At 44.8% G+C, this 23,449-nt stretch carries 12 protein-coding genes, 1 tRNA gene and 1 pseudogene; 13 read left to right on the plus strand and 1 reads right to left on the minus strand.

Annotated features, from left to right (window positions below; translation table 11 throughout):
• The 11 genes and pseudogenes from QUA44_RS27610 to cheB all read left to right on the plus strand — a co-directional run.
• A pseudogene (locus QUA44_RS27610) lies at positions 1–932 on the plus strand (hypothetical protein); the annotation flags it as partial.
• An 846-nt stretch (positions 933–1,778) separates the two neighbouring features.
• Positions 1,779–2,840 carry a hypothetical protein gene (locus QUA44_RS27615; RefSeq protein WP_333256317.1) on the plus strand — a complete coding sequence of 354 codons (1,062 nt, stop codon included), beginning with the start codon at positions 1,779–1,781 and terminating at the stop codon, positions 2,838–2,840.
• A gap of 176 nt (positions 2,841–3,016) precedes the next feature.
• Complete coding sequence (locus QUA44_RS27620) at positions 3,017–4,339, plus strand: O-antigen ligase family protein (RefSeq protein ID WP_333256319.1); 1,323 nt, start codon at positions 3,017–3,019, stop codon at positions 4,337–4,339.
• 248 nt (positions 4,340–4,587) lie between these two features.
• Positions 4,588–5,736 (plus strand): circadian clock protein LdpA, encoded by a 1,149-nt coding sequence (gene ldpA / locus QUA44_RS27625; RefSeq protein ID WP_333256322.1) that lies wholly within the window; start codon positions 4,588–4,590, stop codon positions 5,734–5,736.
• Between the two features lie 117 nt (positions 5,737–5,853).
• Complete coding sequence (locus QUA44_RS27630) at positions 5,854–7,629, plus strand: R3H domain-containing nucleic acid-binding protein (RefSeq protein WP_333256341.1); 1,776 nt, start codon at positions 5,854–5,856, stop codon at positions 7,627–7,629.
• A gap of 391 nt (positions 7,630–8,020) precedes the next feature.
• Complete coding sequence (locus tag QUA44_RS27635; protein WP_333256325.1) at positions 8,021–9,676, plus strand: CheR family methyltransferase; 1,656 nt, start codon at positions 8,021–8,023, stop codon at positions 9,674–9,676.
• Between the two features lie 19 nt (positions 9,677–9,695).
• The gene (locus tag QUA44_RS27640) at positions 9,696–10,826 is read left to right on the plus strand and encodes a chemotaxis protein CheW (RefSeq protein ID WP_333256328.1); all 1,131 of its coding nucleotides are present in this window, start codon (positions 9,696–9,698) and stop codon (positions 10,824–10,826) included.
• A gap of 258 nt (positions 10,827–11,084) precedes the next feature.
• Positions 11,085–12,548 carry a methyl-accepting chemotaxis protein gene (locus tag QUA44_RS27645; RefSeq protein ID WP_333256331.1) on the plus strand — a complete coding sequence of 488 codons (1,464 nt, stop codon included), beginning with the start codon at positions 11,085–11,087 and terminating at the stop codon, positions 12,546–12,548.
• A 342-nt stretch (positions 12,549–12,890) separates the two neighbouring features.
• Positions 12,891–14,774, plus strand: coding sequence for a methyl-accepting chemotaxis protein (locus QUA44_RS27650; protein ID WP_333256333.1), 1,884 nt, complete (start codon positions 12,891–12,893; stop codon positions 14,772–14,774).
• Between the two features lie 119 nt (positions 14,775–14,893).
• On the plus strand, positions 14,894–17,389 hold the full coding sequence (locus QUA44_RS27655) for a hybrid sensor histidine kinase/response regulator (RefSeq protein ID WP_333256343.1): 2,496 nt from the start codon (positions 14,894–14,896) through the stop codon (positions 17,387–17,389).
• A 276-nt stretch (positions 17,390–17,665) separates the two neighbouring features.
• Positions 17,666–18,751, plus strand: a complete 1,086-nt coding sequence (cheB, locus tag QUA44_RS27660) for a chemotaxis-specific protein-glutamate methyltransferase CheB (RefSeq protein ID WP_333256336.1) — start codon at positions 17,666–17,668, stop codon at positions 18,749–18,751.
• A gap of 148 nt (positions 18,752–18,899) precedes the next feature.
• Here the strand turns inward: cheB and QUA44_RS27665 are convergent, their stop codons facing one another.
• On the minus strand, positions 18,900–19,286 hold the full coding sequence (locus QUA44_RS27665; protein WP_015175702.1) for a response regulator: 387 nt from the start codon (positions 19,284–19,286) through the stop codon (positions 18,900–18,902).
• Between the two features lie 740 nt (positions 19,287–20,026).
• Between QUA44_RS27665 and QUA44_RS27670 the strand changes: the two genes are divergently transcribed.
• Complete coding sequence (locus tag QUA44_RS27670) at positions 20,027–22,834, plus strand: GAF domain-containing protein (protein ID WP_333256338.1); 2,808 nt, start codon at positions 20,027–20,029, stop codon at positions 22,832–22,834.
• 101 nt (positions 22,835–22,935) lie between these two features.
• A tRNA-Gln gene (locus QUA44_RS27675) sits at positions 22,936–23,007 on the plus strand.
• Positions 23,008–23,449 lie beyond the last annotated feature (442 nt).

Here is a 23,449-nt window from a genome sequence, read left to right on the forward strand (position 1 = left end):
ATGTTTCCTATTTTATGACACTTTGTGTACTCTGCTTACTTTTTTTTCTCTGCTACCCCTACTTATTGAGCGGATACCATTTGGGCTTATTTTTATTGGCTTTAATCCTTTCCGGTGTAATGGCACTGAGCCATGTGTCCGCAGGATCGACAGCGCCCTCTGACATAGGAGTAATGAGGGTGACTGAGTTGAAATCCGCTGAAATTGATGGCATCCGATTTGAAAGCATAATGCCAGAGCCTGTATTGACCATCCCCAAAAAACAACCTGACACTTCTGGTGTAATCACGCTCGGCCATGTACCCAGAGTGTTAGCTGGGGCTGTTGATGCGGAACAGGGGAGGGAAACTGAATTGACATCCTTTGAATCAACACATAGCAATATCGATAGCAATGCAGTTGAAAGAAATGGTATTCGGTTGGAAATTTTAGTACCAGACCGGGTATGGCGCATACCTGAAAAACAAGATGCTACTACTCCTGTTCGGATCGGTTTTCAAATTACAAACGACACACCTTACCCCATTCGCTTTCCTCCACTCGATCCCCTGCTGGTATTTCCACTAGCAATAGTAGATGCTGATGGTAATTTATTACGGCGATCTGGGGGTAGAGGTATGCTTCTCAACTCTCCGCAACTGGCTTGTCCCTTAGTTCAACCACGAGAAAGTCTAACCTTTTTCTTGAAAGCGGAACTTTTCTGGCAGAACAATCAGCTTCTCTTCGGAGGCAATGATGGATTGGGTGGCGGATGGACTTTCGATATTGGGTCTGGTAACTATCAAATTAGGTTGACATACGTCAATTTTAGACCAGTATTATTCTGTGATGAACCCCAGATATATGAATACAAATTAACACAAGGGATTTGGACGGGTCAGATGGTAACACCCTTTGTGAAGTTCCGCGTCGTCCAGTCTGAATCTAAATAGAACTTAAGAGCCAATTTTTACTCGATTTCAAGCCGAGACAGATATTTCCTACCCCATAATCAGGAGTTGTCAAAAATGAAATTATCGCAACAGTGGATAATTTTATTAAGTTCGCCCTTGCTAATTTTACTCACAGGTCGAGCCAGTTTCGCGTTTTCTTTCACAATGCCATCCCAACCACCAGAACCGATATGCACTTCTCCAAACTCGCCTTACTGTTTATCAATATCTCATACGGAGCCGGGTGTTGGTACTGTGACTGTCTCTACTACCTCAGTCTCAGAACTTCCACTAGGCGGCACCAATGATTTTTTTAACCTGCTAACGTCATCTGTTTGGGCACAAAAGGGTTGGACGTTTAACAAGGCGCAACCTGTAGGGTCTTTAACAGGTAGGTTTGATAGGCGTTGCTGATTCACGGTATGAATTCCCTTTTCGCTTGAAGTTACAAAACTCACCCTCCGAGGGTTTATAGCAATTGCGAAATCTTGAATTCATACCTGTATCCAGCAACGCCGGTTTGATATTGGGGTTTATGCTCCCTTTATTTTTCTTAGTGACCAAGAAACTGTTGGGGCTGAAATACAAGTTCTTTATAACCCTGGTGTCGGTCTAGATCCAGTAGGAAGTAACGTCCATTTTATCCAACGGGTAGTTAACAATCATGCTTATACCGTTACCCTACAGGGAGTTATCAAGCAACCGCCGGGAACTCCTGACGATAAAATTGATACGGTACTAGAGCAAACTCAACCAGGTTTTATCGACCCCCTAAAACCAACATTTAACCCTTTTTACGACACCTATGGTCAGGTGAGAAGGCTTCCCGACCAAAGAATTCTTTTTGTGGATACTCCATCTCGAGCAGATATCTATTATAACAACAAAAACTGGAGTGCAGAACTTTATCTTGCTGAGGTCAAAGATCCCATTAATAACCCAACTCAAGTGACAATATATAATGGGATATCATGGGGCTGGAAAAGCATATTTATTCCTCCTAAAACTTCTAAAAAGTTTTCCGACAGCCTCGCCTCCGGTTTTGAAGTAGACCGTTTTAACCTTTCTGACCTTACTCCAGGTTCAAAATATATAGCCTGGACAAACAACGACCTCCCCTCCAATCGCTGCAACCCCAACACATTCTTAAGCACTGACAATGACTCAGGTTTTCAGCTAGGATTTGACGACGACAGTAGCCCTGTAGGAAATGGCTTTGCCTCCGCACTAACTGGTACTGTGGGCAGTAGCGGCAATATCAACTTCGATGTCCGTGCTGCTGGTGGAGGTGCTCGCGGTCAAGACACAGGCAATTACGAGCTTTTTGTTGATGTTTACGACCCACAAGAATCGCCAGATTTTAGCGTAGCAACTAGCGGTGGCGGCGGCTTCGGAAAAGAAATGCGCGGCCTGACACAGCAAAACCCCATCCTTCCCAATTCTATCCAAAATGGCTGGCAAGTCTTCAACAAAGTTCCCGGCTGCCGCTGGTTTGACCCTCCAACTACTTACGGCTTTGAATTCCAATCTCAGGAAGACACTTTATTTACTGAAATTCTCGATTTTCCTGCGGGCGATGACCAGGAATTTACTGTTGCAGTAGGAGATTCGATCCTCGGTAATTTCAGTCCGGGAGATAAATTAGACTTTGTTTCTTTATTGGGTTATCCAGTAGATAATTTTAGAATCACTGGCATTGATTCATTATTTGGTGAGACAGCAGAAACAGCATTTCCGATTCAATTAGCTTTTAAGGAACGGGAAGGAAGTTTCAAGATGCGGCAAATTCCCAAGCCCATTGATGCGGAAGCTGTACCGGAACCTGGGAGTATTTTGGCGGCTAATGGAATGCTGCTGTGGTTCGCTGGGATACGCCATATTTTGCGGAAAAAGCGACAGGTTGAATAAATTTTATAGAGCCTAATATCCCGACCGGGGCGGGTTTTTGAGATTGTCAATTATTAGCAGATATTGTTGGTGAACCCGCCCTTACAGGAATCACTATCGAATGAACAGAAGATTCTGCGATTGCTTCGATTCGCTGGCAATGACACAAAGATCCCAATAACACAACTATCTTTCCGATGAAAAATCTTTATACTCTGCTATATGCTTTCAGCCTCATTCTCATCAACCCTTGGGGAGGCAGCCGCGGCGAAATTTGGACGCAATCTAAAGTTTTTGTTGTCCTGCTGATTGTGCTTTCAAATTTATCATTTTTATGGGAAGAAAGGAAACTTTTAACTTTTTCCCGGCAGTGGAAAGTCTGCCTGATTTTGTGGGGATTTTTTTTGACTGTGGGAGCGATTTCTACCGTAAAAAGTTCTTTTCCGGAGCGTTCTTTTTGGGGACAAGACCAAATGGGAGACGGCTGGCTGTACTGGCTGTTAATTGCTATTTTTTCGCTGAGTAATAGGTTGCTACTAAAACTTCATCCCGAACTGTTTCTCTCTCAAATGCGGGGTTTGCTGATAGGAGGTGCGGTTGTAGCTGTTAGCGTTTTTGGGCAAGTTGTCAACTGGCAAATTGATTATACTGCTACTTCCGGTCAGCTTGTCGCTAATGATGTTTTGGCTAGTACGATTTTTAGAGGACAGCAGCCGATCGCACTTTTCTCGCACCGCGGCCACGCAGCTATAGTATTGGCTCTGACAGCCGTTATTTGTGCCGTAGCTTGGAAGCGGAAATTAATTAGTGATCGCACTTTTACTCTCGCTTTATCTCTCATTCTCCCCGCTTTGCTATTTACCAACACTCGCACAGCAATTTTATCTTTAATTATATCACTATCTTACTTGTTGGGACGGCAATATTACAAACAATTAATTCCCGCTTTTGCGATCGGCTTAGTGGCAATTAGTGCGATGACTTTTACTAGACCTCTGGACTGGAATCGGGTATCTGTTGCACAAGTAATGTCCAGCCGATCGCCCTTGTGGGAACTTGCTGTGCGCGGGATTCAAAAACGGCCTCTCTTTGGCTGGGGTTTTAACGGATTTGGCATCGCATATCCTTTTGTCGCCCATCCCAATCAGGTTCCTGAAATTGTGAATTTAGGTCAGTTTTCTTATGATTATGTTGCCCCAAACGGACAGATTCGCACTGAAATAATACTGAGTTATAAAGCTCACAATTGGATTTTAGATACTGCTATTTCTACAGGCATTCTGGGTGCGATCGCTAGTTTTGCTTTGTGGGGATATTGCTTGCACTGTGCGATCGCGCCCCCAAATACCGACATAGCAGCAGTGGCGATCGGCTATTTAACTTTCATTCTGCCTTGGTTTGAGTGCGCTCAATACGCGCAGGTGCTTTGGTTAGCGCTAGATGCTCCGAATCGAGTTAAGAGAGTCCAAAACTCTCAATCCTGCAATAATAGTCGGCTTTTCTCTTGCACCCACCGCTAACAAATGATAGTATTATAAGTCTGCCTGCAATTAAAACCTCAGCCAACAATTAAAAATCGTACCCGTAACAAAAACTCTTAAAAAAATTAGATTGCCAAAAAAGTTACGGCCGATACTCCACATCTGGGGCTGATCCCCCAAGTCCCACTCCTATCGGTAGCGTTTTGATACTTGTATCTGCCTGAGTCGGAAAACTCAGTACAAATTTTTGCCTCGTAATTTTTAGCTCAAAGGATTAACATATAAGGGTGACAGAACATTATCATCCCCTAAACTCATTAAAAGGTGGCCATTGGTTCAAGCTGATCTGTGGGGCGAGCTTTCAACACCTGCCTGCGGTACGGAATCTCACCTTGGCTTACACCTTAGCAGGCGCTGACTGTATCGATGTCGCGGCAGATCCCGCCGCCGTCGCCGCAGCGAAAGAAGCCCTACAAGTGGCCAGCGAATTACAGGCAAGAACTCAAAACCGCAGGTTTGGCGGCAAAGGGTTGCCGTTGCTGATGGTGAGTTTAAACGATGGGGAAGACCCGCATTTTCGCAAAGCCGAATTCAACCCAGCCGATTGTCCGGCGGACTGCTGGCGGCCGTGCGAAAAAATATGTCCAGCCGAAGCAATAGTTTTTCAGAGTGCTGGCAGTGGTTTTTCCGGGGTGATAGACCAGCAATGCTATGGCTGCGGTCGCTGTCTGCCGATTTGTCCGAGCCAACTGATTTATACTCGTTCTTACGTGTCTGCTCCCGGCGCGATCGCACCTTTAATCTTGCAATCCGGTGCGGACGCCCTAGAAATCCACACGCAAGTAGGCAGAGAGGCAGATTTTGCGCGACTTTGGTCGAGCATAGCTCCTTGGGTCGCTCAACTCAAGGTAATAGCAATTAGTTGCCCCGATGGAGACGGTTTGATTGATTATTTGCGGACACTCTATCAAATAATTTCCCCCCTTCCTTGTCCCCTAATTTGGCAAACAGACGGTAGGCCGATGAGCGGAGATATCGGAACAGGAACTACTAGAGCCGCGGTGAAACTCGGTCAAAAAGTTTTGGCTGCCCAGTTGCCGGGATACGTGCAACTTGCAGGCGGCACTAATGCTCATACTGTCAGCAAGCTGAGAGCCGAGGGACTGCTGTTGGATGGCGGGAAAAATTTGTCAGTTCCCCCTGTCCAATACATTGCAGGTGTAGCTTACGGCAGCTATGCCAGGGTTTTGCTATCGCCAATTTTAGAACAGTTAGAAACAATGCAGGCCGATCGAGCATTGGCAATTCCAGCAGCAGCCCAGCCAGCAGCCGGAGTTCAAACACCTCGGTTGACTCAGCTCGAAGCCGTCCCAGAACTTCTCTCGGAGGCCGTGAGTTTAGCTTGTTCTCTAGTTTCCCAGCTCAAAGAATTTTAGTCATTGGGAATTGGGCATTGGGAATTGGGAATTGGGCATTGGTACTAATGACTAATGACTAATGACTAATAACTAATGACTAAAAAGTTGAAAACGTCACCGAACACATCGAGGCGAATGCAGATTACAGACGACCTCAACAGATTATTAGAAATCGTGCCAGACGAGATCCGGCAGCCCCTAGAGCAGCACCCGCAGCGCAACAATCTCATTGAGATTGTCATGGATTTGGGCCGCCGACCAGAAGCTCGTTTTCCATCCTTGGCCGAACATCTTTCCCAAACACCGATTTCCAAGGCAGACCTCAGCTATTGCATCGAGCGAGTCGGCCACTTCGGCGGCGACAATCGAGCCGGTATCGAGCAAACCCTGCACCGAATTAGCGCCCTTCGCAACCGCAGCGGCGAGATTATCGGCTTGACATTGAGGGTGGGCCGCGCTGTGTTCGGGACGATCGGCATTATCCGCGATTTAGTGGAAACCGGTCAGTCAATTTTGATGCTCGGCCGCCCCGGTGTTGGCAAAACCACGGCCCTGCGAGAAATTGCCCGCGTGCTTGCCGATGACTTGGAAAAACGAGTGGTAATCATCGACACCTCCAACGAAATCGCCGGAGATGGAGATATTCCCCACCCAGCGATCGGCAGAGCTCGCAGAATGCAAGTTTCCCGTCCCGAACTCCAGCACCAAGTCATGATCGAAGCAGTGGAAAACCATATGCCCGAAGTGATCGTGATTGACGAAATCGGCACGGAACTCGAAGCTTTGGCGGCTCGGACGATCGCCGAAAGGGGCGTGCAATTGGTCGGTACCGCCCACGGGAACCGCATCGAAAACTTGATGAAAAACCCGACTCTGGCAGACTTAATTGGGGGAATCCAAGCGGTGACGCTAGGAGATGACGAAGCAAGGCGGCGCGGTTCTCAAAAGACGGTTTTGGAGCGCAAATCACCGCCAACTTTTGAAATAGCCGTCGAAATGCTCGAACGCCAGCGCTGGGTAATCCACGAGCGAGTTGCAGATTCGATCGACAGTTTGCTGCGGGGACGCGAACCGAACCAGCAAATCAGAAGCGTCAGCGACAGTGGAGAAGTAATTATCGAGCGCGAATCAGTATCTCCCCCCGCGCGGTTCCCAGGGATGCCAGCTTCGGGCGGCCCCGCTGCGGTATCAGCAATGCGGCCAGTCACACCGATTTCTGGGTGGCGGAGTGCCGGCAAAATGGTGCCGATGCCCCCTCAAGGCGAAAAATTCGCAGCAGCTAACAGCGCGCCGGTGGCTCCTGAGACTCGGTATTTCGAGCAACTCCTCGAAGAATCTCTGTCCGTGGAACCAGTACCGCAGCACCGGGGACGTTATTCCCAGAATGTCGGCCCTAACGGCGAAGATTTGCCCCTCCACGTTTATCCTTACGGCATAGCTCGCCACCAGCTCGAACAGGTGATTTCGACGCTGAACCTGCCGGTGCTGCTGACGAAGGATATTGAAAGTGCTGACGTGGTTTTGGCTTTGCGATCGAACGTGCGGAACCAGTCAAAATTAAGGCACTTGGCCAAAACTCGCCAAGTTCCCCTGCACACAATTAAGGCCGGCACTATTCCCCACGTAGCGAGAGCTTTGCGGCGCTTGTTGGACATGGACGACCCCGGCACCCCGGAAGTGGCAGACCTCGCCTTATTCGCCCGCAGCGGTACTTCTGACGAGCTCGAAGCTCTCGAAGAAACCCGCTTGGCTGTCGAGCAAATTGTCATTCCCAAGGGACAGCCGGTCGAACTCCTGCCCCGTTCTCCTAACGTCCGCAAAATGCAGCACGAACTTGTGGAACACTATCACCTGAAATCCCACAGTTTTGGGGAAGAACCCAATCGCCGCCTGCGGATTTTTCCAGCTTAAAGTTGGAGATTAGTGCCTGTGAAGGCCGAAGGTAGAAGGCAGAAGGGATAATTTTTTCCTGGCTTGTGTCTTTTACCTTTTGCCTTTTTCTTTTGAGTAGCTGGCAAGTTTCTGATATGATGTGGTGTGATACTGTTCTTGTTAATGCGATCGGCTAAATTCCCAATTTCTAATTTTTAATTCCCCAATTTCCAATTACCAATACTTAGACTACACGAGCTTACAAGTTCCCCAATTCCCAATATTTCAGCTACGCACTTCCCTTCGGCTTTGCGAACGGCTTTGCGAACGGACGAGCCGCAGGCTAGCAGCTATGCTCAGCACAAACTCAGCACCAGCTCAGTAAAAGTTGCCACTTCCCAACTTATTAAACAAATCTACCTGAGTTGACATGAATGATTCCCTAGTTCAGCTATTTATCAACTTAATTACTACTGAGATTGGAGTGCGAATTAGATCCCAAGATCGAGCTGGTTTGTCTCATAAAATTATGACTCGAATGAGAGAAAAAAAAATTTCAGAACCCGAAAAATATTATAAACTTTTAACCGCCCAAAATTTGGAAAGTAAAAATGAATGGTCAGAATTAGTATTGCTGTTAACAACAAGTGAAAGTTATTTTATGCGAGACAAAGGACAGTTTGGTCTGTTAAAAAAAGTAATTTTTCCTGAATTGATAGAGCATAAAAGAAACTTGCACAAGACCTTGGGAATGCAGCCGACACTGCGAATCTGGAGTGCGGGCTGCTCCACCGGTGAAGAACCTTATTCTTTAGCTATTGTTTTAAAACAATTGATTCCCGATTGGGAACAATGGAAAATATTAATTTTAGGTACAGATATCAATGAAAAAGTAATCAAAAAAGCGCCCCAGGGAGTTTACAGTCATTGGTCATTTCGCTTGGTTGAACCGCAGATACAAAAGCAGTATTTTCATCAGAGGCAAAATGATTGGGAAATTAATCAAAAATTGCGAGAAAGTGTCAACTTTAGCTGTGTAAATTTAATCACAGATGAGTTTCCTAATATTTACCAAAATATTTATAACATCGACTTAATTTTATGTAGAAACGTTTTTGTTTATTTTGAACATAAATATATTTCACTGGTACTGAAAAAATTTTCCAATACCCTGAGACCTGGAGGATATTTAATGACCGGTCACGCTGAAGTTTACGGTCAAATTATGAACGAGTTTCAACCCAAGATTTTCCCCGAGTCGTTGGTGTATCAGCGTCGGGATGCAGTAATGGAGGAATGCTCTCAAATAGAGTCTAGGGTTGCGACGGTAGGGGAAGCCAACTCGGCATTTCGGGAATTCCCCAAAGCAGATACTATGGGCGATTATAGTGGTGAGTTGCTAACTGGGCAGACGATGCCACCTAGTTTTACTACTAACAGCAATTTTCCAGAGATACCGCCCGTATTAAACACAAGTAATCCGCTGGGGAAGATGCTGCCCTCTCGCTATCTGGAGGACGGCTTGCCGAACAATGCCGTGTCAGTTACACAAAAAATAATAGCAGAAACTACTCCAAATAATACGCCTCAAATGCTAATATTAGAGGCTAAAAAATTATTTAAAAATCAATATTATGCTGAGGCAATTAACAAGGCACAAGAGGCCATAGACTTGCAGGGACCTAATTTTGAAGCTTATTTTTTAATCGCTAAAGTTCAGGCAAATGCCGGCAATTATTCTCAGGCAATAGAATACTGTAATAGAGCCAGAAAAGTAGAGCCTGGATCAGTATATACTGATTATTTACAAGCTCAAATTGCTGAAGAACAGGGGCAATTGGAAACAGCAAAAAAATTATTAAAGAGGACTATTTATATGTGTCCCTCTTTTGTTTCAGCTTATATAGAACTAGGGAATATATACAATAAAGAAGGTCAAGTAAAAAGAGCTCTTAAAATGTACAATTCATCTTGTGAAATCCTGAAAGCACTACCACCAAACACTCCCATAGATTCACAGGAAAAAATGACAGCTAGTCAAGTGCTGATGAATGTTAAAAAAAAAATTGTTAAAATTATACAGTAAAGAAACTGTACACTAAAATATGGAAACTAAACCGTATCTTATCTTTGAACATAACGGTTTTCTCTGCGGTATAGAAGCCTGCTACGTTCGGGAAATTTTCTTTCTGCCGGAGTTGACAGCAATTGCAGAAGTACCTCAAGATATTGTTGGGGCGATCGACCTTCGGGGCGAAATTCTGCCCGTGATGGATCTGAATCTCCGTTTTGGATACGCTTGGCAGGAGTATGCTGTGACAGATAGTACGATCGTCATCGAGTGGCAAGAATCCAAAGTCGGTATAATTGTCAATCAAGTTCGCGAAGTTAAGGAACTCTCAGAAGATGCCATCACTCCGCAGCTATCTTACGGGCGAGAGAATTCTGAACCCTCTCATCATTTTGTAGCTGGACTTGCCCGCTGCGAAGCCGATATTATCATGCTGCTGAATCTCGATCACTTAATTCGATATTCTCCCGAAAAGTCAGAAGAAAGCTGGCCTGTTTCTCCAAGCAATGCAGGTAATCAAGAAACAGCGGGTGAGGCAGAGACGGAAAATTTACACTCGCAAATAAGTGCAAAATTGTTAGGCAAAAATCCTACAGTTTTGAGCAATAGTCACGTTTTTTGCCCGCAGGCTACCCCCGAAGACAAAGCAATTTTTCAATCGCGGACTAATAATTTGAGGCGGCAAGGCGAGGGGGAAAATGATGCTGCAATTAATATGTCTTTGGCGGTGTTTGTTTTGAATGGTGAATACTTTAGTATTCCTTTGGATCTAGTGCGCGAATTTACTGATATTAAGCAAGTAACTCCGGTTCCTTGCACTCCCAATCGCATAGTGGGAAATATGAATTTACGGGGAGAAATTGTGACGCTAATTGATATTCGCAGTGTTTTAAATATGTCTTTAAATATGTTGGAGACTGCAAATTATATCTCTAAGGCGATCGTTGTTGAAGTGGCGGATTTAGTCGCTGGTATAGTTGTTGACGAAATATTAGATATTATATACTTAAATGTGTCGGAAATGGCGGCTGTTCCGGCAGCACTGCATTCTGCCAACCGCGAATATCTACGGGGGACAGCTATTTACGGGGAAAAAATGATGGCTATTCTGAACTTGCAAAAACTTCTGACAAAAGGAGGATTAGTTGTTGATGAAGAGGTTTGAATCAAATCAAGAACAGGACTTACGCAAAGCCTATGTATCATGAGTCAAGTGAAGCATCTGGCTTGATACTTTATTTCCTTCGCAATCCCGATCCAACGTACAGATCAGGACTGGTAAGGATCGGGACTCAGCATGAGAGAATTATCTTGAAATGCGTCCAGGACTAAAGAAGTTAGTTATACCAAATTGGCTTTTAAAGCGCTATTTGACAAAAAAATCTAATTCGTGTATGCACTTGCTTAAATTAAGGAGAAAAATATGTTTTCTAAAATAAACAACTTAAACATTAGAAACAAGATGCTGCTCGGATATCTAGCGCCAGCCGCTATATACTTAGGGTTTCCCGTAGTAGTTGTCGCTACTACACATCAGGTGTTGAAAACTTTCCAAGAAACAGAAAGGGTACAGCACGTACTCGGAGAAACAACTAATATATCCCTAGGTGCGGAGCAAATGGTACGGGGGCTACGTGGGTATTTAATTAATAAAAATAATGATTTTTTAACTGATTTTCACACAGGTGCAGAGTGGGCTCAGCAGTCGGCGGATAATGTAGCGCCGACCGTTAAAGATCCCGAACAGAGAATTCGTTTGCAGAGGATGCAAAAGCTAGTCAAGCAATATTATGAGGGTTGTAACGAAGACATTGTTCGCTTAGTGCTGCAAAATCAGACAGCGACAGCCATCGCTGTATTTAATACAGGCAAATACAAAAATGTAGTGAATGAATTTTTGAAAGTGAACCGGGAATTTCGGGAAACAGAATTAAATCTGGTTAATCAAAAAACGAAAATGACCAAGGAAGCTTTAAGCGTTTTGGTATCGACGCTGCTGGTTGGTTCGGTGCTGTTAGTGCTGTTTGGTACGGGTATGGCTTGGCTGATCTCGTCAGGAATTGTTGCAACTATCGAGAGCGCAATTAGTTCTATCGCCTCTTCTTCCACTGAGATTGCAGCCACCGTGGAAGAACAGGAACGCATGGCAAGTCAGCAAGCAGCTTCAGTAAATCAAACTACTACTACAATGGACGAATTGGGAGCATCTTCAAGGGCGACATCACAGCAGATCGAAACCGCCGTCGTTCAAGCAATGCAAGCTTTGAATTTAGCGGGAGGTGGCACAAAAGCTGTAGAACAAACTTTAGAAGCAATGGCAAGTCTGAAAACTAAAGTTCAGGATATCCAAGGACAAATTATAAAGTTGAGCGAACAAACAGATCACATTGGTAATATCTCAACTGTTGTTAGCGATTTGGCCAATCAAACTAATATGTTAGCACTCAATGCTGCTGTTGAAGCAGTGCGGGCGGGAGAACACGGCAAGGGGTTTGGCGTGGTGGCGTCAGAAATTCGCAAACTTGCCGATCGCAGTAAAAAATCAGGAACACAAATTAATCTATTAGTTGCTGATATTCAAAGGGCGATTAACTCAACGGTAATGGTGACAGACGAAGGGACTAAAACTGTGGAATCTGGCGTGAATATTGCCTCAGAAACTGCAGCAGCATTTGCAGGAGTTGCCAATGCCATTAACAATGTGGTTTTGAGTTCGCAGCAAATTTCGCTGAATGCCAAACAGCAATTGATCGCGATCGAACAGGTAGTGCAAGCTATGAACTCCCTCAATCAAGCCGCAGCCCAAACCGCTTGCGGTATCAGTCAAACTAAAGTCGGTACTCAAAAACTGAATGAAGCGGCCTTAGATTTGAAAGCAGTTTTGTAGGAGATCAATGAATTATGAGTAGTTCCCCAAAAAAGCCAAATATATCCTTAAGAATTAAAGCAATTGCTTTGGCGCTCGGCCGCGGTACAATTCCAGTGATATTAACTGGAGTAATAACTTGTTTTGGGGCCAATCAGAACCTAATCTCAAATCAGCAGTGTAGTTAGTTGTTATTTGTGAGTTATTATTTGTGAGTTATGAGTTGTTATTTACTACCAATTCCCTATTACCTATTACCTATTCCCAATGCCCTATACTTCTGCTACGCGAGCGTACAAGTTCCCAATGCCCTATACTTCTACGCGAGCGTACAAGTTACCAGTAACCAATTCCCAGTAAACAATGATTAACAAATTTCTCAAAAAAATGCAGCACCGACTGCTGCTGCTTCTAATCTTAAGTACCTTGATTCCAGTATCTCTTGTTGGTTGGTATGGTATTTCTTCTTCCACAGCAGCACTGCAAAAGTTAGCATTAATAACTCTTAGTGACAGTGTTAATTCCACCGCCAATCAAATGATTAACAAGTTTGAAAATCTGAGAGCAGATATTTTGTTTCTCCGCAAAACTCCCCCTATTAAGGGAATTATTAGAACTCAAGAAGGAAATGGAGGAGACAAAAACACTAATGCAACTTATAAAGAGTGGGTTGAGCAAATGCAAGTCACATTTTTGTCCATGATGGAAGCTAAGCCATATTATATGCAATTGCGTTACATAGATCACAAAGGTAAGGAGATCGTGCGCTTAGATTCTGACGGCACAAATATCAACGTTATTCCAGATTCTCAACTACAAAATAAAGCAGACACAGATTACTTTTCGGCAACTATGAAGCTAAAACCAGGAGAAGTCTATGTGTCTTCCTTAAATCTGAATAAGGAAAGGGGGAGAATAGAAATTCCTTACAAGCCAACAATTCGCTACGCAACTCCAATTTTTAATCCCAAAGGAGAAAGAAAAGGCTTTGTCATTATTAATGCTCTGGGTAGCACTCTGATCGATATGGTTAAAAATTTTAATCCTGAACTATCAGACCAATCTTTTATCTTAAATCAAGATGGGTATTATCTGGCTCATCCCAATCCTAAAAAAGCCTGGGGATTTGATCTAAAAACTAACGAAAACATCAAAAATGATTATTCACCAGACATAGTTGCTAAAATACTATTAGGTGGTAAGGGAAATCTTGAAAATAGGGATCTAGTGATTAGCTACCATACAGTTTTACCGAGCAAAGAAAATCCTAATAAATTTTTAGTAATTGTGGATACTTCACCCAAAAGATTGCTCTTTGCTTCTATTGATTCTCTTCACCAAATAGCAGCGCTTATTGTTATTGTTACCCTAGCTGTGGTGCTGGGCTTGGGCGGGTTTTTTATGCAAAAAATTGTTGCTCTGATTCGTGGGTTAATTTACCAAATATCCTCATTTTCACTGCAAATAGAATCTAATATGAACAGGCAAGAGCAAATAGCAAATAGGCAATTTGTCTCGGTTAATCAAACAACTATAACTCTAGAAAATTTGGGCAGATCTTCTCAGCAAACAGCCGAGCAAGCTGAGTCTGTTGCCATTGCCGCTCGCCAAGCTTTAAATCTAGCCGAAGAAGGTACTAAAAAGGTAGATCAAACTCTCAATCAAATGCTGAATCTTAGAGAAGCTGTGGTGGCAATTTCTAAGCAAAATCATCGACTAGACGACAGCACGAGTCAGATTGGCAATATATCGACTCTCGCAAGTTTGGTTAGCGATTTAGCCAGCCAAACTAATATGCTGGCTCTCAACGCCGCTGTTGAAGCAGTCAGAGCCGGCGAGTACGGTAAAGGTTTTGCGGTGGTAGCAAGCGAAATTCGTAAGTTAGCAGATGAAAGCCAACAAGCAGCACAAAAGATTAATGGTATTATTCCAGAAATTAAGGGCGCGATCGACTCAACGGTAAAAGCAACTGAAGATAGTCGCAAAACGGTTGCAGCAGGGGTGAAAACAGCACAAGATACGGCAGAAGCTTTTACAGGTGTGAGGGAAGCTTGCAATCTGGTGTTTGCTAGCAACCAGCAAATTTCTTTTAATATTAAAGAGCAGGCGATAGCGATTCAGCAAGTAGGTGATGCCATGAGTTCTCTGAAGGAATCCGCGTCTCAAACAGTCAGCGGCATTACTCAAGTTAAAATCGGTACTCAACAACTCACAGAAGCTGCATTTAATCTTAAAGAAGTAGTGTAGTCATTAGTCATTAGTCATTAGTCATTAGTCATTAGCAATCGACTGACTATTCCACATAATTATCATTACCAATTACCCATGAGCCATGCTCAATTACCTATTACTCAAAAACATATATGATGATTGAAGATCAAGAACTTCGAGATGTATTTAAAGTCGCTAGTCAAGAACACTTACAGAAACTAGACGATGGATTGCTGTACTTAGAACAACATCCCAGCGACTTAGCTAAGCTAGAACAATTGTTGCGGGAAACCCATTCTCTTAAAGGTGATGCTGGGATGCTGGGCGTAAAGAATGTAGCATCTTTAGCTCATCAAATGGAGCATATTTTGGAGGGTGTCAAGCGGGGAGAAACTCAACTGAATTTGGATATTAGCGATCGACTTTCGCAAGGTTTAGAGGCCATGCGGAAACTCGTTAACGAAGCCGTTACCGGCGAAGATTCCGGCGTTAATACTTTTTACATCCTCGCTAGCATGATGGGTTCTTCTAGTCAGCCACAGCCACAGGCTGCAGCCTCAATAGTAGATCCCTCATCTTCACAAGTACCAGAACAACCGTTGGTAGAACCGCAATTTACTGAGCCTCTTATTCAAGAACTAGAAACAAATGTTGAAACTTCTGAAGTCCTTAACTTAGAGAAAAATTCCTCTTTTTTACCCCTACAATCAAAGCCAGAATTTCTACGGCAAGATCAAAACTTGCCGGTACCTTCTGGGCCGGCAAGTGAGTCGGCTTCGCAGTCGGCAGTTACTGCATCCTCAACCTCATCTTACCGCATTGAAACCATTCGCGTTGCTACTCAAAATTTAGACGATTTAATGACTCAAGCAGGGGAACTTACTGTCACAAAAACTCGGCTAGGACACCGAGTTGCAGAGATCGAACAAATTACAACTTTGTGGGAAGAGTGGAGCCGAGAATATTTTGTAACGAGCTTGAGTTTTGATCGGATGCAAATAGATGAAAATGGTATTAAACCTAACGGTAAATTTAGCCAATTGCAGGATTACTATCAACGTACAGAAGAACGTTTAGAACGTCTCGGAACTTTAGTCAACCGATTGAGAAATCGAGTTTATGAAGATACTGCCAGACTCGAATTAATCGCTGAGGCATTAGAATCAGGAATTCGCACTCTGAGACTGCTGCCTTTGTCTACTATTTTTAATTTATTTCCTCGCACTGTTCGAGACTTAGCGAAACGGGAAGGTAAAGAAGTTGCATTAGTGATTGAAGGAGGCGAAACTACAGCAGATAAACGCATTTTAGAGGAAATGAAAGACCCTTTAATGCACATGATTAGAAATGCGATCGACCACGGTATTGAAACTGTTGCAGAGCGGAAAAAGCTCGGCAAACCTCCCGTGGCTACTCTCCGAATTAAAGGCTATAATATTGCTAGCAATATTATTATTGAAGTTGCTGATGATGGCCGGGGACTAAATCTAGAGAGCATCAAACAAATGGCTGTAAAACGTAATATTTGTACGCTTGAAGAACTGGCAGAAATGACCGATAATCAAGTACAATCTTTGATTTTTACTCCGGGGTTTTCGACCAAAAAATTTGTTACCGAAATATCGGGGCGCGGGGTGGGTTTAGATGTAGTTCGCACTAATGTTGAAGCCCTAAAAGGTAGTATCCAAGTAGAGTCTTTACCGGGTAAAGGATGCACTTTGAGGCTGCAAATCAGCACGTCTTTAGCTACAGCAAATGTATTAATTGTCATAGTTGAAGACATTCCTTATGCTCTGCCAGTAGAGTTTGTAGACACGGCTCAACAGGTGTCTCAGTCTGAGATATTTGCTATAGAAGGTAAGGAAACTATACTTTCAAAGGGTCACCCTCTGTCAGTTGCTCATCTGACAGATTTACTAGAATTAAACAATAGACAAGGGTGGCAAAAAAATCGGTATTTGAGACAGGAAACTGGGAGCGAAACTCTGAGAAAAAATCAAAATTACTTCCTAAATTCAACTTCTTCAAAAATGCCTTGTATTGTTTTGAAAGTTGGGGAGGAAAGATTTGGATTATTTGTAGATGCTTTGATAGACGAACAGGATGTGGTGATGAAACCTCAAAGTCAATTGCTGAAACGGGTGCGAAATATTTCGGGCGCCACAATTCTGGGTACTGGGGAAGTTTGTATGGTACTCAATCCCCACGATTTGATAAAATCTGTACGCCAGCAAGTTTCGTCCCGTGGGGTTTCTGGTGCGCGATCGCAACTTGAGACTGCCAGCAGAAAACAAGTTATACTATTAGCAGAAGACTCGATAGCCACGCGCACTCAAGAAAAGCGCATCCTGGAAGGTGCGGGTTACGAAGTTGTGACTGCGGTAGACGGATTGGATGCTTTCCATAAATTGAAAACTCGCGATTTTGATGCTGTGATTTCTGACGTACAAATGCCAAATTTAGATGGTTTGGCTCTGACTGTTAAGATTCGGGAGCAAAAAGAATACAGTGAGTTGCCGATAATTTTAGTGACATCTTTGGCATCGGATGAAGATAGAAAAAGAGGGGCTGATGCGGGGGCAAATGCTTATATTCCTAAAGGTACTTTCAATCAAGATGTGTTGGTAGAGACACTAAAAAGGTTAGTTTAGTCATTAGTCATTACTCCTTGGTTATTAGGCATTTGTTATTTACTACCAATTAGCAAGGCCGAATATCCAGTGCCCAGTGCACAATTACCAGTGCATAGATGCTGATCAATGCCCAATACTTTGACTACGCGGTTACTGAGCGACTCGTGCTGAGTGTAGCCACTCGCCCTGGGCGGTTTGCCCGCTCAGCTTCGCCGAATGGAAGTAAGTCGAAGGGCAGCACAAGTGCCCTATTCCCCATTCCCCATTTCCCATTCCCCATTCCCCAGCAAACTGATGTTATCGCCCATTAAACTATTGTTAGTTGAAGATTCTCCAGTAGTTACGCTCGTCCTCAAACGAATTTTTGAGTCCTCGCCAGACATCCAAGTTGTAGGAACAGCTTGCAACGGATTAGAAGGACTAGAATTAATCCCCAAACTTCAGCCCCAAGTAATCTGTACGGATTTGAATATGGCACCAATGAACGGGTTAGAATTTACCGAAGAAGTAATGAAGAAATATCCGCTACCAATTTTAGTAATTAGTGCTTCAGTGCAAGCGAATGATACTCAGAATGTATTTCAAGTGTTAAAGGCTGGTGCATTGGATGTTTTTCCTAAACCGATGGGCGGGTTGGTATCAGATTACGAGCGCCTAGCCAGTCAATTAATAGCTAAGGTTAAAATACTCTCAGGAGTTAAAGTATTTACACGGCATCAAAAAACTATGCCAACACAAGATAATAATCAAGTTGTAAAAATTAACCAAGCACCAGTTCCTAATTACAAATTTTCCAACGAAAATGTTAAATCTCCCACTATTAAAGTATTGGCTATAGGGGCTTCTACAGGGGGGCCGCAAGCACTGTACGCAATTATTTCTAAACTTCCGGCTAGTTTTCCAGTGCCTATAATTTGTGTCCAGCACATCAGTGAAGGTTTTTTGCAAGGATTAGTTGATTGGCTGGGTTGTGAATCGAAACTGCCTGTTAAGATAGCTTCTTTTGGGGAATTGCCACAAGCAGGAACTGTTTATTTCCCGCCCGAAAAACGTCATTTAGAATTGGACTCTCAAGGGCGATTTGTTTATTCAGAAGCTGCTCATGCCGAAGGACACTGCCCTTCTGTAACGGTGACATTTAAGTCGGTAGCTAATTTTTATAGTCGGGCAGCAGCGGGGGTTTTGCTGACAGGAATGGGTAGAGATGGTGCTGACGGAATGTTGGCGATCGCCAGACAAGGCGGGTTGACAATCGCTCAAGACGAAGCTAGCTGCATTGTCTTCGGAATGCCCAAGGAGGCGATCGCCCTCGGTGCCGCCCAATATGTTCTACCTGTCAGTGCGATCGCTCCTTTACTCCTGGCAAAATTAAAAATTTAGGACTTACCTCGCAAATTGTGCAGAATGCCCCGCCCCCCGACTTGTTAAAGAAGTCGAGGATCAGAGAGGGCGATCGCAACTTTTTAGTTCATTAATTACTTAAATTACTTCATTAATTACTCAAAACTATTTTTTTTTCTAAGTCCAATTATTTGATTTTGATAAACTTACCAATTACCTCGCGCAACTTATCAGCATCAAACGGCTTAGTTAAATACTCTGTTGCTCCCGCCAAACGCCCCTGTACCTTATCAAAGGCTCCATCTCGCGCTGTCAGCATTACGATCGGCAAATTCTGAAACTGAGGCAAGCTCCGCACCGTGCGGCAGAGTTCCAATCCGTCAATACCAGGCATCGAAACATCCAGCAACAAAACAGAAATTTGTTCGTGATAAATCGTTGACAAAGCATCCACTGCATTGTCGGTTACGAGAACTCGAAACTCTTTGCTTAAGGCTTGTTTAACAAGTCCTTGCATCACGACGCTATCATCAACTGCCAAAATAGTTGGTACTTGACTGCTACTTGCAGACATATTCTTCTCCCTGTTTATTTATAGTTCTTGAAAATACAAAACATACTTCCTGCAGTTATTTTTTGAGAGTTGCCTCTACACAATAATTGTCAACCCCGTTGGAGCGTTAGTTGAAACATTACCCCTCTTTTTTCACCTCAAACTCGAAAAAAGGGATTGGGAGAGTGGTCGATCGGCAATTACAACAGTTGCAAAATGTGCATCCGGGCCCAGAAACCCTAAAAGGTCGAGTTTGAACAACTATTGTTACAAAGTTTAACATCTTACCAATCTTTTGTAATTCATCTCCTAACTGTAGTTGAACTCCCGGCTAAGGCACAGCTCGGTAAGGGACACTGGTATTGTGGCACAAACCCCTGATTTAAATCTACCAGCAAGCCAGCTACCCACGATTAGATAAGTCTGTTAAAATACAATTAAACTGATAAAAAAATTCTAGGTAAGCAATCGTCATATATTTTGGAAAGCTGCTTCCTCCCAACAGAGGCTCTGAGATTTAGAGAGCCGGAGGTATTCAAAAGCATAGTCAACTGGAAGTATAATTTGTATAGTCTTAGATCTGGGCTGTTCTAACTCCGATAACTCAAAAGTTTCCAGATCAGTCAAGAGGTTAGTTTGAATTCGGCGCAAGCAGCCTGCGCCGAAGTTGCGCCCACAGTCTCCCATCACACAATTCATAGCTTGTTTTTCTCTAAAGTATTGAGAAGGGCGGTTGCCAGCAACTAGACGGGCAGTTACACATGATGAAAGCACCCTTGCCTCTTGGTAAAAAAGTGTTCAATCTCCATAACATTGACTTGTATCAGCTTCTCGGCTCTGCTCCAGATGCTTGCTTGGACAATTTGGTCGGTTTGGCAGCTCAAATCAGCCGAACTCCTATTGCTTTCTTGAGCTTGATTGACGGTAATCGCCACTGGTTGAAGTCGCAGTTAGGTATCGATCGAACTTTGGCCCACCGTTACCTGAATTTTTGCGATCGCGCCCTGGATCAAACTCCCGAAGAGTTCACCAAGAGCTCAAACTCAAACTCGGAATTTGACCGGGCAATTTCCCTGCAACAACCGCCAGTTGCTCCCGAATTTGCGATCGAACTCCCTATAAATTCCTTTAAAGAACTGCCTGCCGCCATTGTCCAAGACGCTTCCACAGATGTGAGATTTGGCGAACACCCGCTGATCGTTTTCTACCCCTTCGTGAAATTTTACGCCGGAATCCCAGTAGTCAGCTCTGATGGGCAGGTGCTGGGAGTGCTATCCGTCATGGACTCGGTGCCGCGAGACTTGACAAAAGAAACGATACAAGGTCTGCAAGCTTTGAGCCGGCAAGTTGCGAGTTTGGTGGAGCTGCGCTGGCAATTAGTCAATGCCCAGAAACAGTTGCCAGAGGCAGAAGATATCAGCTCGAACAGCCAGCAAATCTCCGAGTTAGTTCCTGGCTCGAACCCATCCAGCTTGTGTGCGGTGCATACGCCACAGAGCAGCAGGAGAATATACGCAACAAAAAAGCTCCCAACGCTGGGGGAAACAGGCAAATCTCAATATTTGTGGGAAAATTCAGCGGGCATCGGGCGCACGGACGATACCCAACCAATCGGAGAAATTGTTGCCGGCCCTGGGGACACCTCCGATCGCCAACTAACGGCAGCGTCCCTACAAGAGCGAGCTCGCTTGGGATCTCTGCAAGCTAAAGTCGGTGCAGCCCTCGGACAAGGTGGGAAAATATCGCCCATCCTCAACCGCTGCACCGAGGCAATGGTAGATTACCTCGACGCCAAAGAGGCGAGTATCTGGACGTTCAACCCGCAGACAGAGCAGTTAGAATTGCAGGCAGATTCAGGACTCACCATCGAAGGGTGGGAACGGGAAATAGAAGATTGGGTGCGAGCAGAAGCGGGAAAACTCCAAACGGCTCCTGTATGCCTACTGTCGAACCCGTCTCTCTGCGCCATTGCCTATCCGCTGATAGTGGAGGAGCGGCTGGTGGGAGTGCTGGCTCTGTGCAGTAGCGCTTTGGTAAGCGAGGGAGCGCTAGAAGTTCTGGGCTGCATGGCTAACGCCATCGCCGTGGCGATCGATCGCATCACGGCCCGAGAAGAATTGTTGAGCCGCCGGGAAGGCCTGCTGTTCGGTCTCGCCAGCCAGATGCGGAATTCCCTCGACCTCGACAAAATTTTAGATACGGCTGTCAACGAAATTCGCAGCTTGTTGCAGGTTGACCAGTGCTACTTTTTGTGGTACTCTATCTCGCGAGACGGGCAGCCAAGCTTTGCAATCACCCACGAGGCGGCAAATCCCGAACTGAAAGAGCGGCTTACAGAATATCCGATCGAACAAGTAACCCTGCTGGCCGAGAAAATTTGCCACCGCCAAACGCTCCGGATCGGGGACGCGGCAACAGCACTGTGCATAGAACCGCCCACGCGAGATTTTTTGACCAGTCTCGGGATTTTTTCTAAGCTGCTGCTGCCACTCAAGACTCGCTCCGGTCAAATGGGTGCTGTAGTTTGCAACCATTACAGCAGCCACCATTCCTGGACGACGAGCGAAGTGGAATTGCTGCAAGCGGTGGTTGATCAACTGGCGATCGCGATCGACCAAGCCGAACTCTACGCCCAAACCCGCGCGGCAGCCTTAGCCGCCCAAACTCAAGCCCGCCAACTGACGGAAACTTTGCAGCAGTTGCAGCAGAAAGAAGCTCAGCTCATCCAAAACGAAAAAATGTCCTCTCTCGGTCAAATGGTCGCCGGCGTCGCCCATGAAATTAACAATCCGGTTAATTTTATTTACGGCAACTTGACTTATTGCAAGCAGTACATGAAAAATCTGCTGGATTTGCTGCACTTGTATCAAAAGCACTACCCCGAGCCTTGCCCCGAAATTCTCGACAAAAGCGAAGAAATCGATGTTGATTTCATAGCGCCCGATTTGCTGAAAATTCTGTCTTCAATAGAGATGGGAACCGAACGCATCCGCCAAATAGTCCTGTCTCTGCGGAACTTTGCGCGGCACGACGAAGCAGAGATGAAGCTGGTGGACATTCACGAAGGGATTGACAGCACGCTGCTGATTTTGCAGAGCCGCTTGAAGTCAAATGGGCTAATACCGGGAATTGAGGTAATTAAAGACTACGGCAACTTCCCGAAGGTAGAGTGCTATCCCGGGCAGCTAAACCAAGTATTTATGAATATTTTGGCGAATGCGATCGACTCTTTGGAAAATCAGCCCCCACCCAAGACGATCAAAATCTCGACGGCGGTGGTGGCCCCAAACTCGGAGGCTGATGATTCAGGAAAGTCGAGTCCTCAAGTTGTGGTGATTCGGATTCAAGACAGCGGGCCCGGATTGGCCGAAAAAGCTAAATGCCACTTGTTTGACCCTTTCTTTACCACTAAACCTGTGGGCAAGGGTACGGGACTCGGCTTGTCTATCAGCTACCAGATTGTGGTGGAAAAACACGGAGGAAGCTTGAACTGTATCTCGCAACCTGGACAGGGAGCGGATTTCAGTATTGAAATCCCGGTAGCTCGCCCCCGTGCGATCAAAGAATAAACTTGCGGGCGATCGGTTTCAAAAAGATTTTTTAAATTTTATTGTCAAAGTGCTTGACAGATTCCCGTGTCTGGGTGTTAGTATAGTAAATGTTGAGACGTTGGGGCGTCGCCAAGTGGTAAGGCAGCTGGTTTTGGTCCAGCCATTCAGAGGTTCGAATCCTTTCGCCCCAGTTAAATTGTGTCCGGTAAATCAATTGTTTAACTCATCGTTTAGAGTTAGCTAGACAGGCGGGAATCCCGAGCCCATAATCTTTGATTTGGGGTGGGATGAGAGCCGCGCTCCTGTGAGGAGCGATCCTGCCGCGATGTTGGGCCCAGCCAACCAGCATTCTTTGGATGGCGACGAGACGAGCACTCATTGTATTGACACTCTCAGCGCTAAAGCGACTGAGATTCTTAAGATTTCGCAACCTTAATATCCTGATTACTCAGGTTCCCAAACTCACCGCGTTTGCTCTTTGAGCGCGGTGATGTCTTTTGGGCGTTTAGATGACTAGCACTCCCGTTTCGCAGAGTCCCCACGTACTATTTTTAAACCCACATTCCGCACCCCCAACTGGCACATAGGCAGATTGAGGGGGTAAAAGTGAATCATCCGAGACCATCATGAGTA

It is taken from the genome of Microcoleus sp. N9_A2 (genome assembly GCF_036701775.1).
GTDB lineage: Bacteria > Cyanobacteriota > Cyanobacteriia > Cyanobacteriales > Microcoleaceae > Microcoleus.

Bases quoted from the DNA above. Each gene is read 5' to 3' on its own strand.
- QUA44_RS27620 (WP_333256319.1), top strand. From the start codon at position 3,017: ATGAAAAATCTTTATACTCTGCTATATGCTTTCAGCCTCATTCTCATC.
- QUA44_RS27635 (WP_333256325.1), top strand. From the start codon at position 8,021: ATGAATGATTCCCTAGTTCAGCTATTTATCAACTTAATTACTACTGAG.
- QUA44_RS27650 (WP_333256333.1), top strand. From the start codon at position 12,891: ATGATTAACAAATTTCTCAAAAAAATGCAGCACCGACTGCTGCTGCTT.
- cheB (WP_333256336.1), top strand. From the start codon at position 17,666: ATGTTATCGCCCATTAAACTATTGTTAGTTGAAGATTCTCCAGTAGTT.
- QUA44_RS27630 (WP_333256341.1), top strand. From the start codon at position 5,854: ATGCAGATTACAGACGACCTCAACAGATTATTAGAAATCGTGCCAGAC.
- QUA44_RS27645 (WP_333256331.1), top strand. From the start codon at position 11,085: ATGTTTTCTAAAATAAACAACTTAAACATTAGAAACAAGATGCTGCTC.
- QUA44_RS27640 (WP_333256328.1), top strand. From the start codon at position 9,696: ATGGAAACTAAACCGTATCTTATCTTTGAACATAACGGTTTTCTCTGC.
- QUA44_RS27665 (WP_015175702.1), bottom strand. From the start codon at position 19,286: ATGTCTGCAAGTAGCAGTCAAGTACCAACTATTTTGGCAGTTGATGAT.
- QUA44_RS27655 (WP_333256343.1), top strand. From the start codon at position 14,894: ATGATTGAAGATCAAGAACTTCGAGATGTATTTAAAGTCGCTAGTCAA.
- QUA44_RS27670 (WP_333256338.1), top strand. From the start codon at position 20,027: ATGATGAAAGCACCCTTGCCTCTTGGTAAAAAAGTGTTCAATCTCCAT.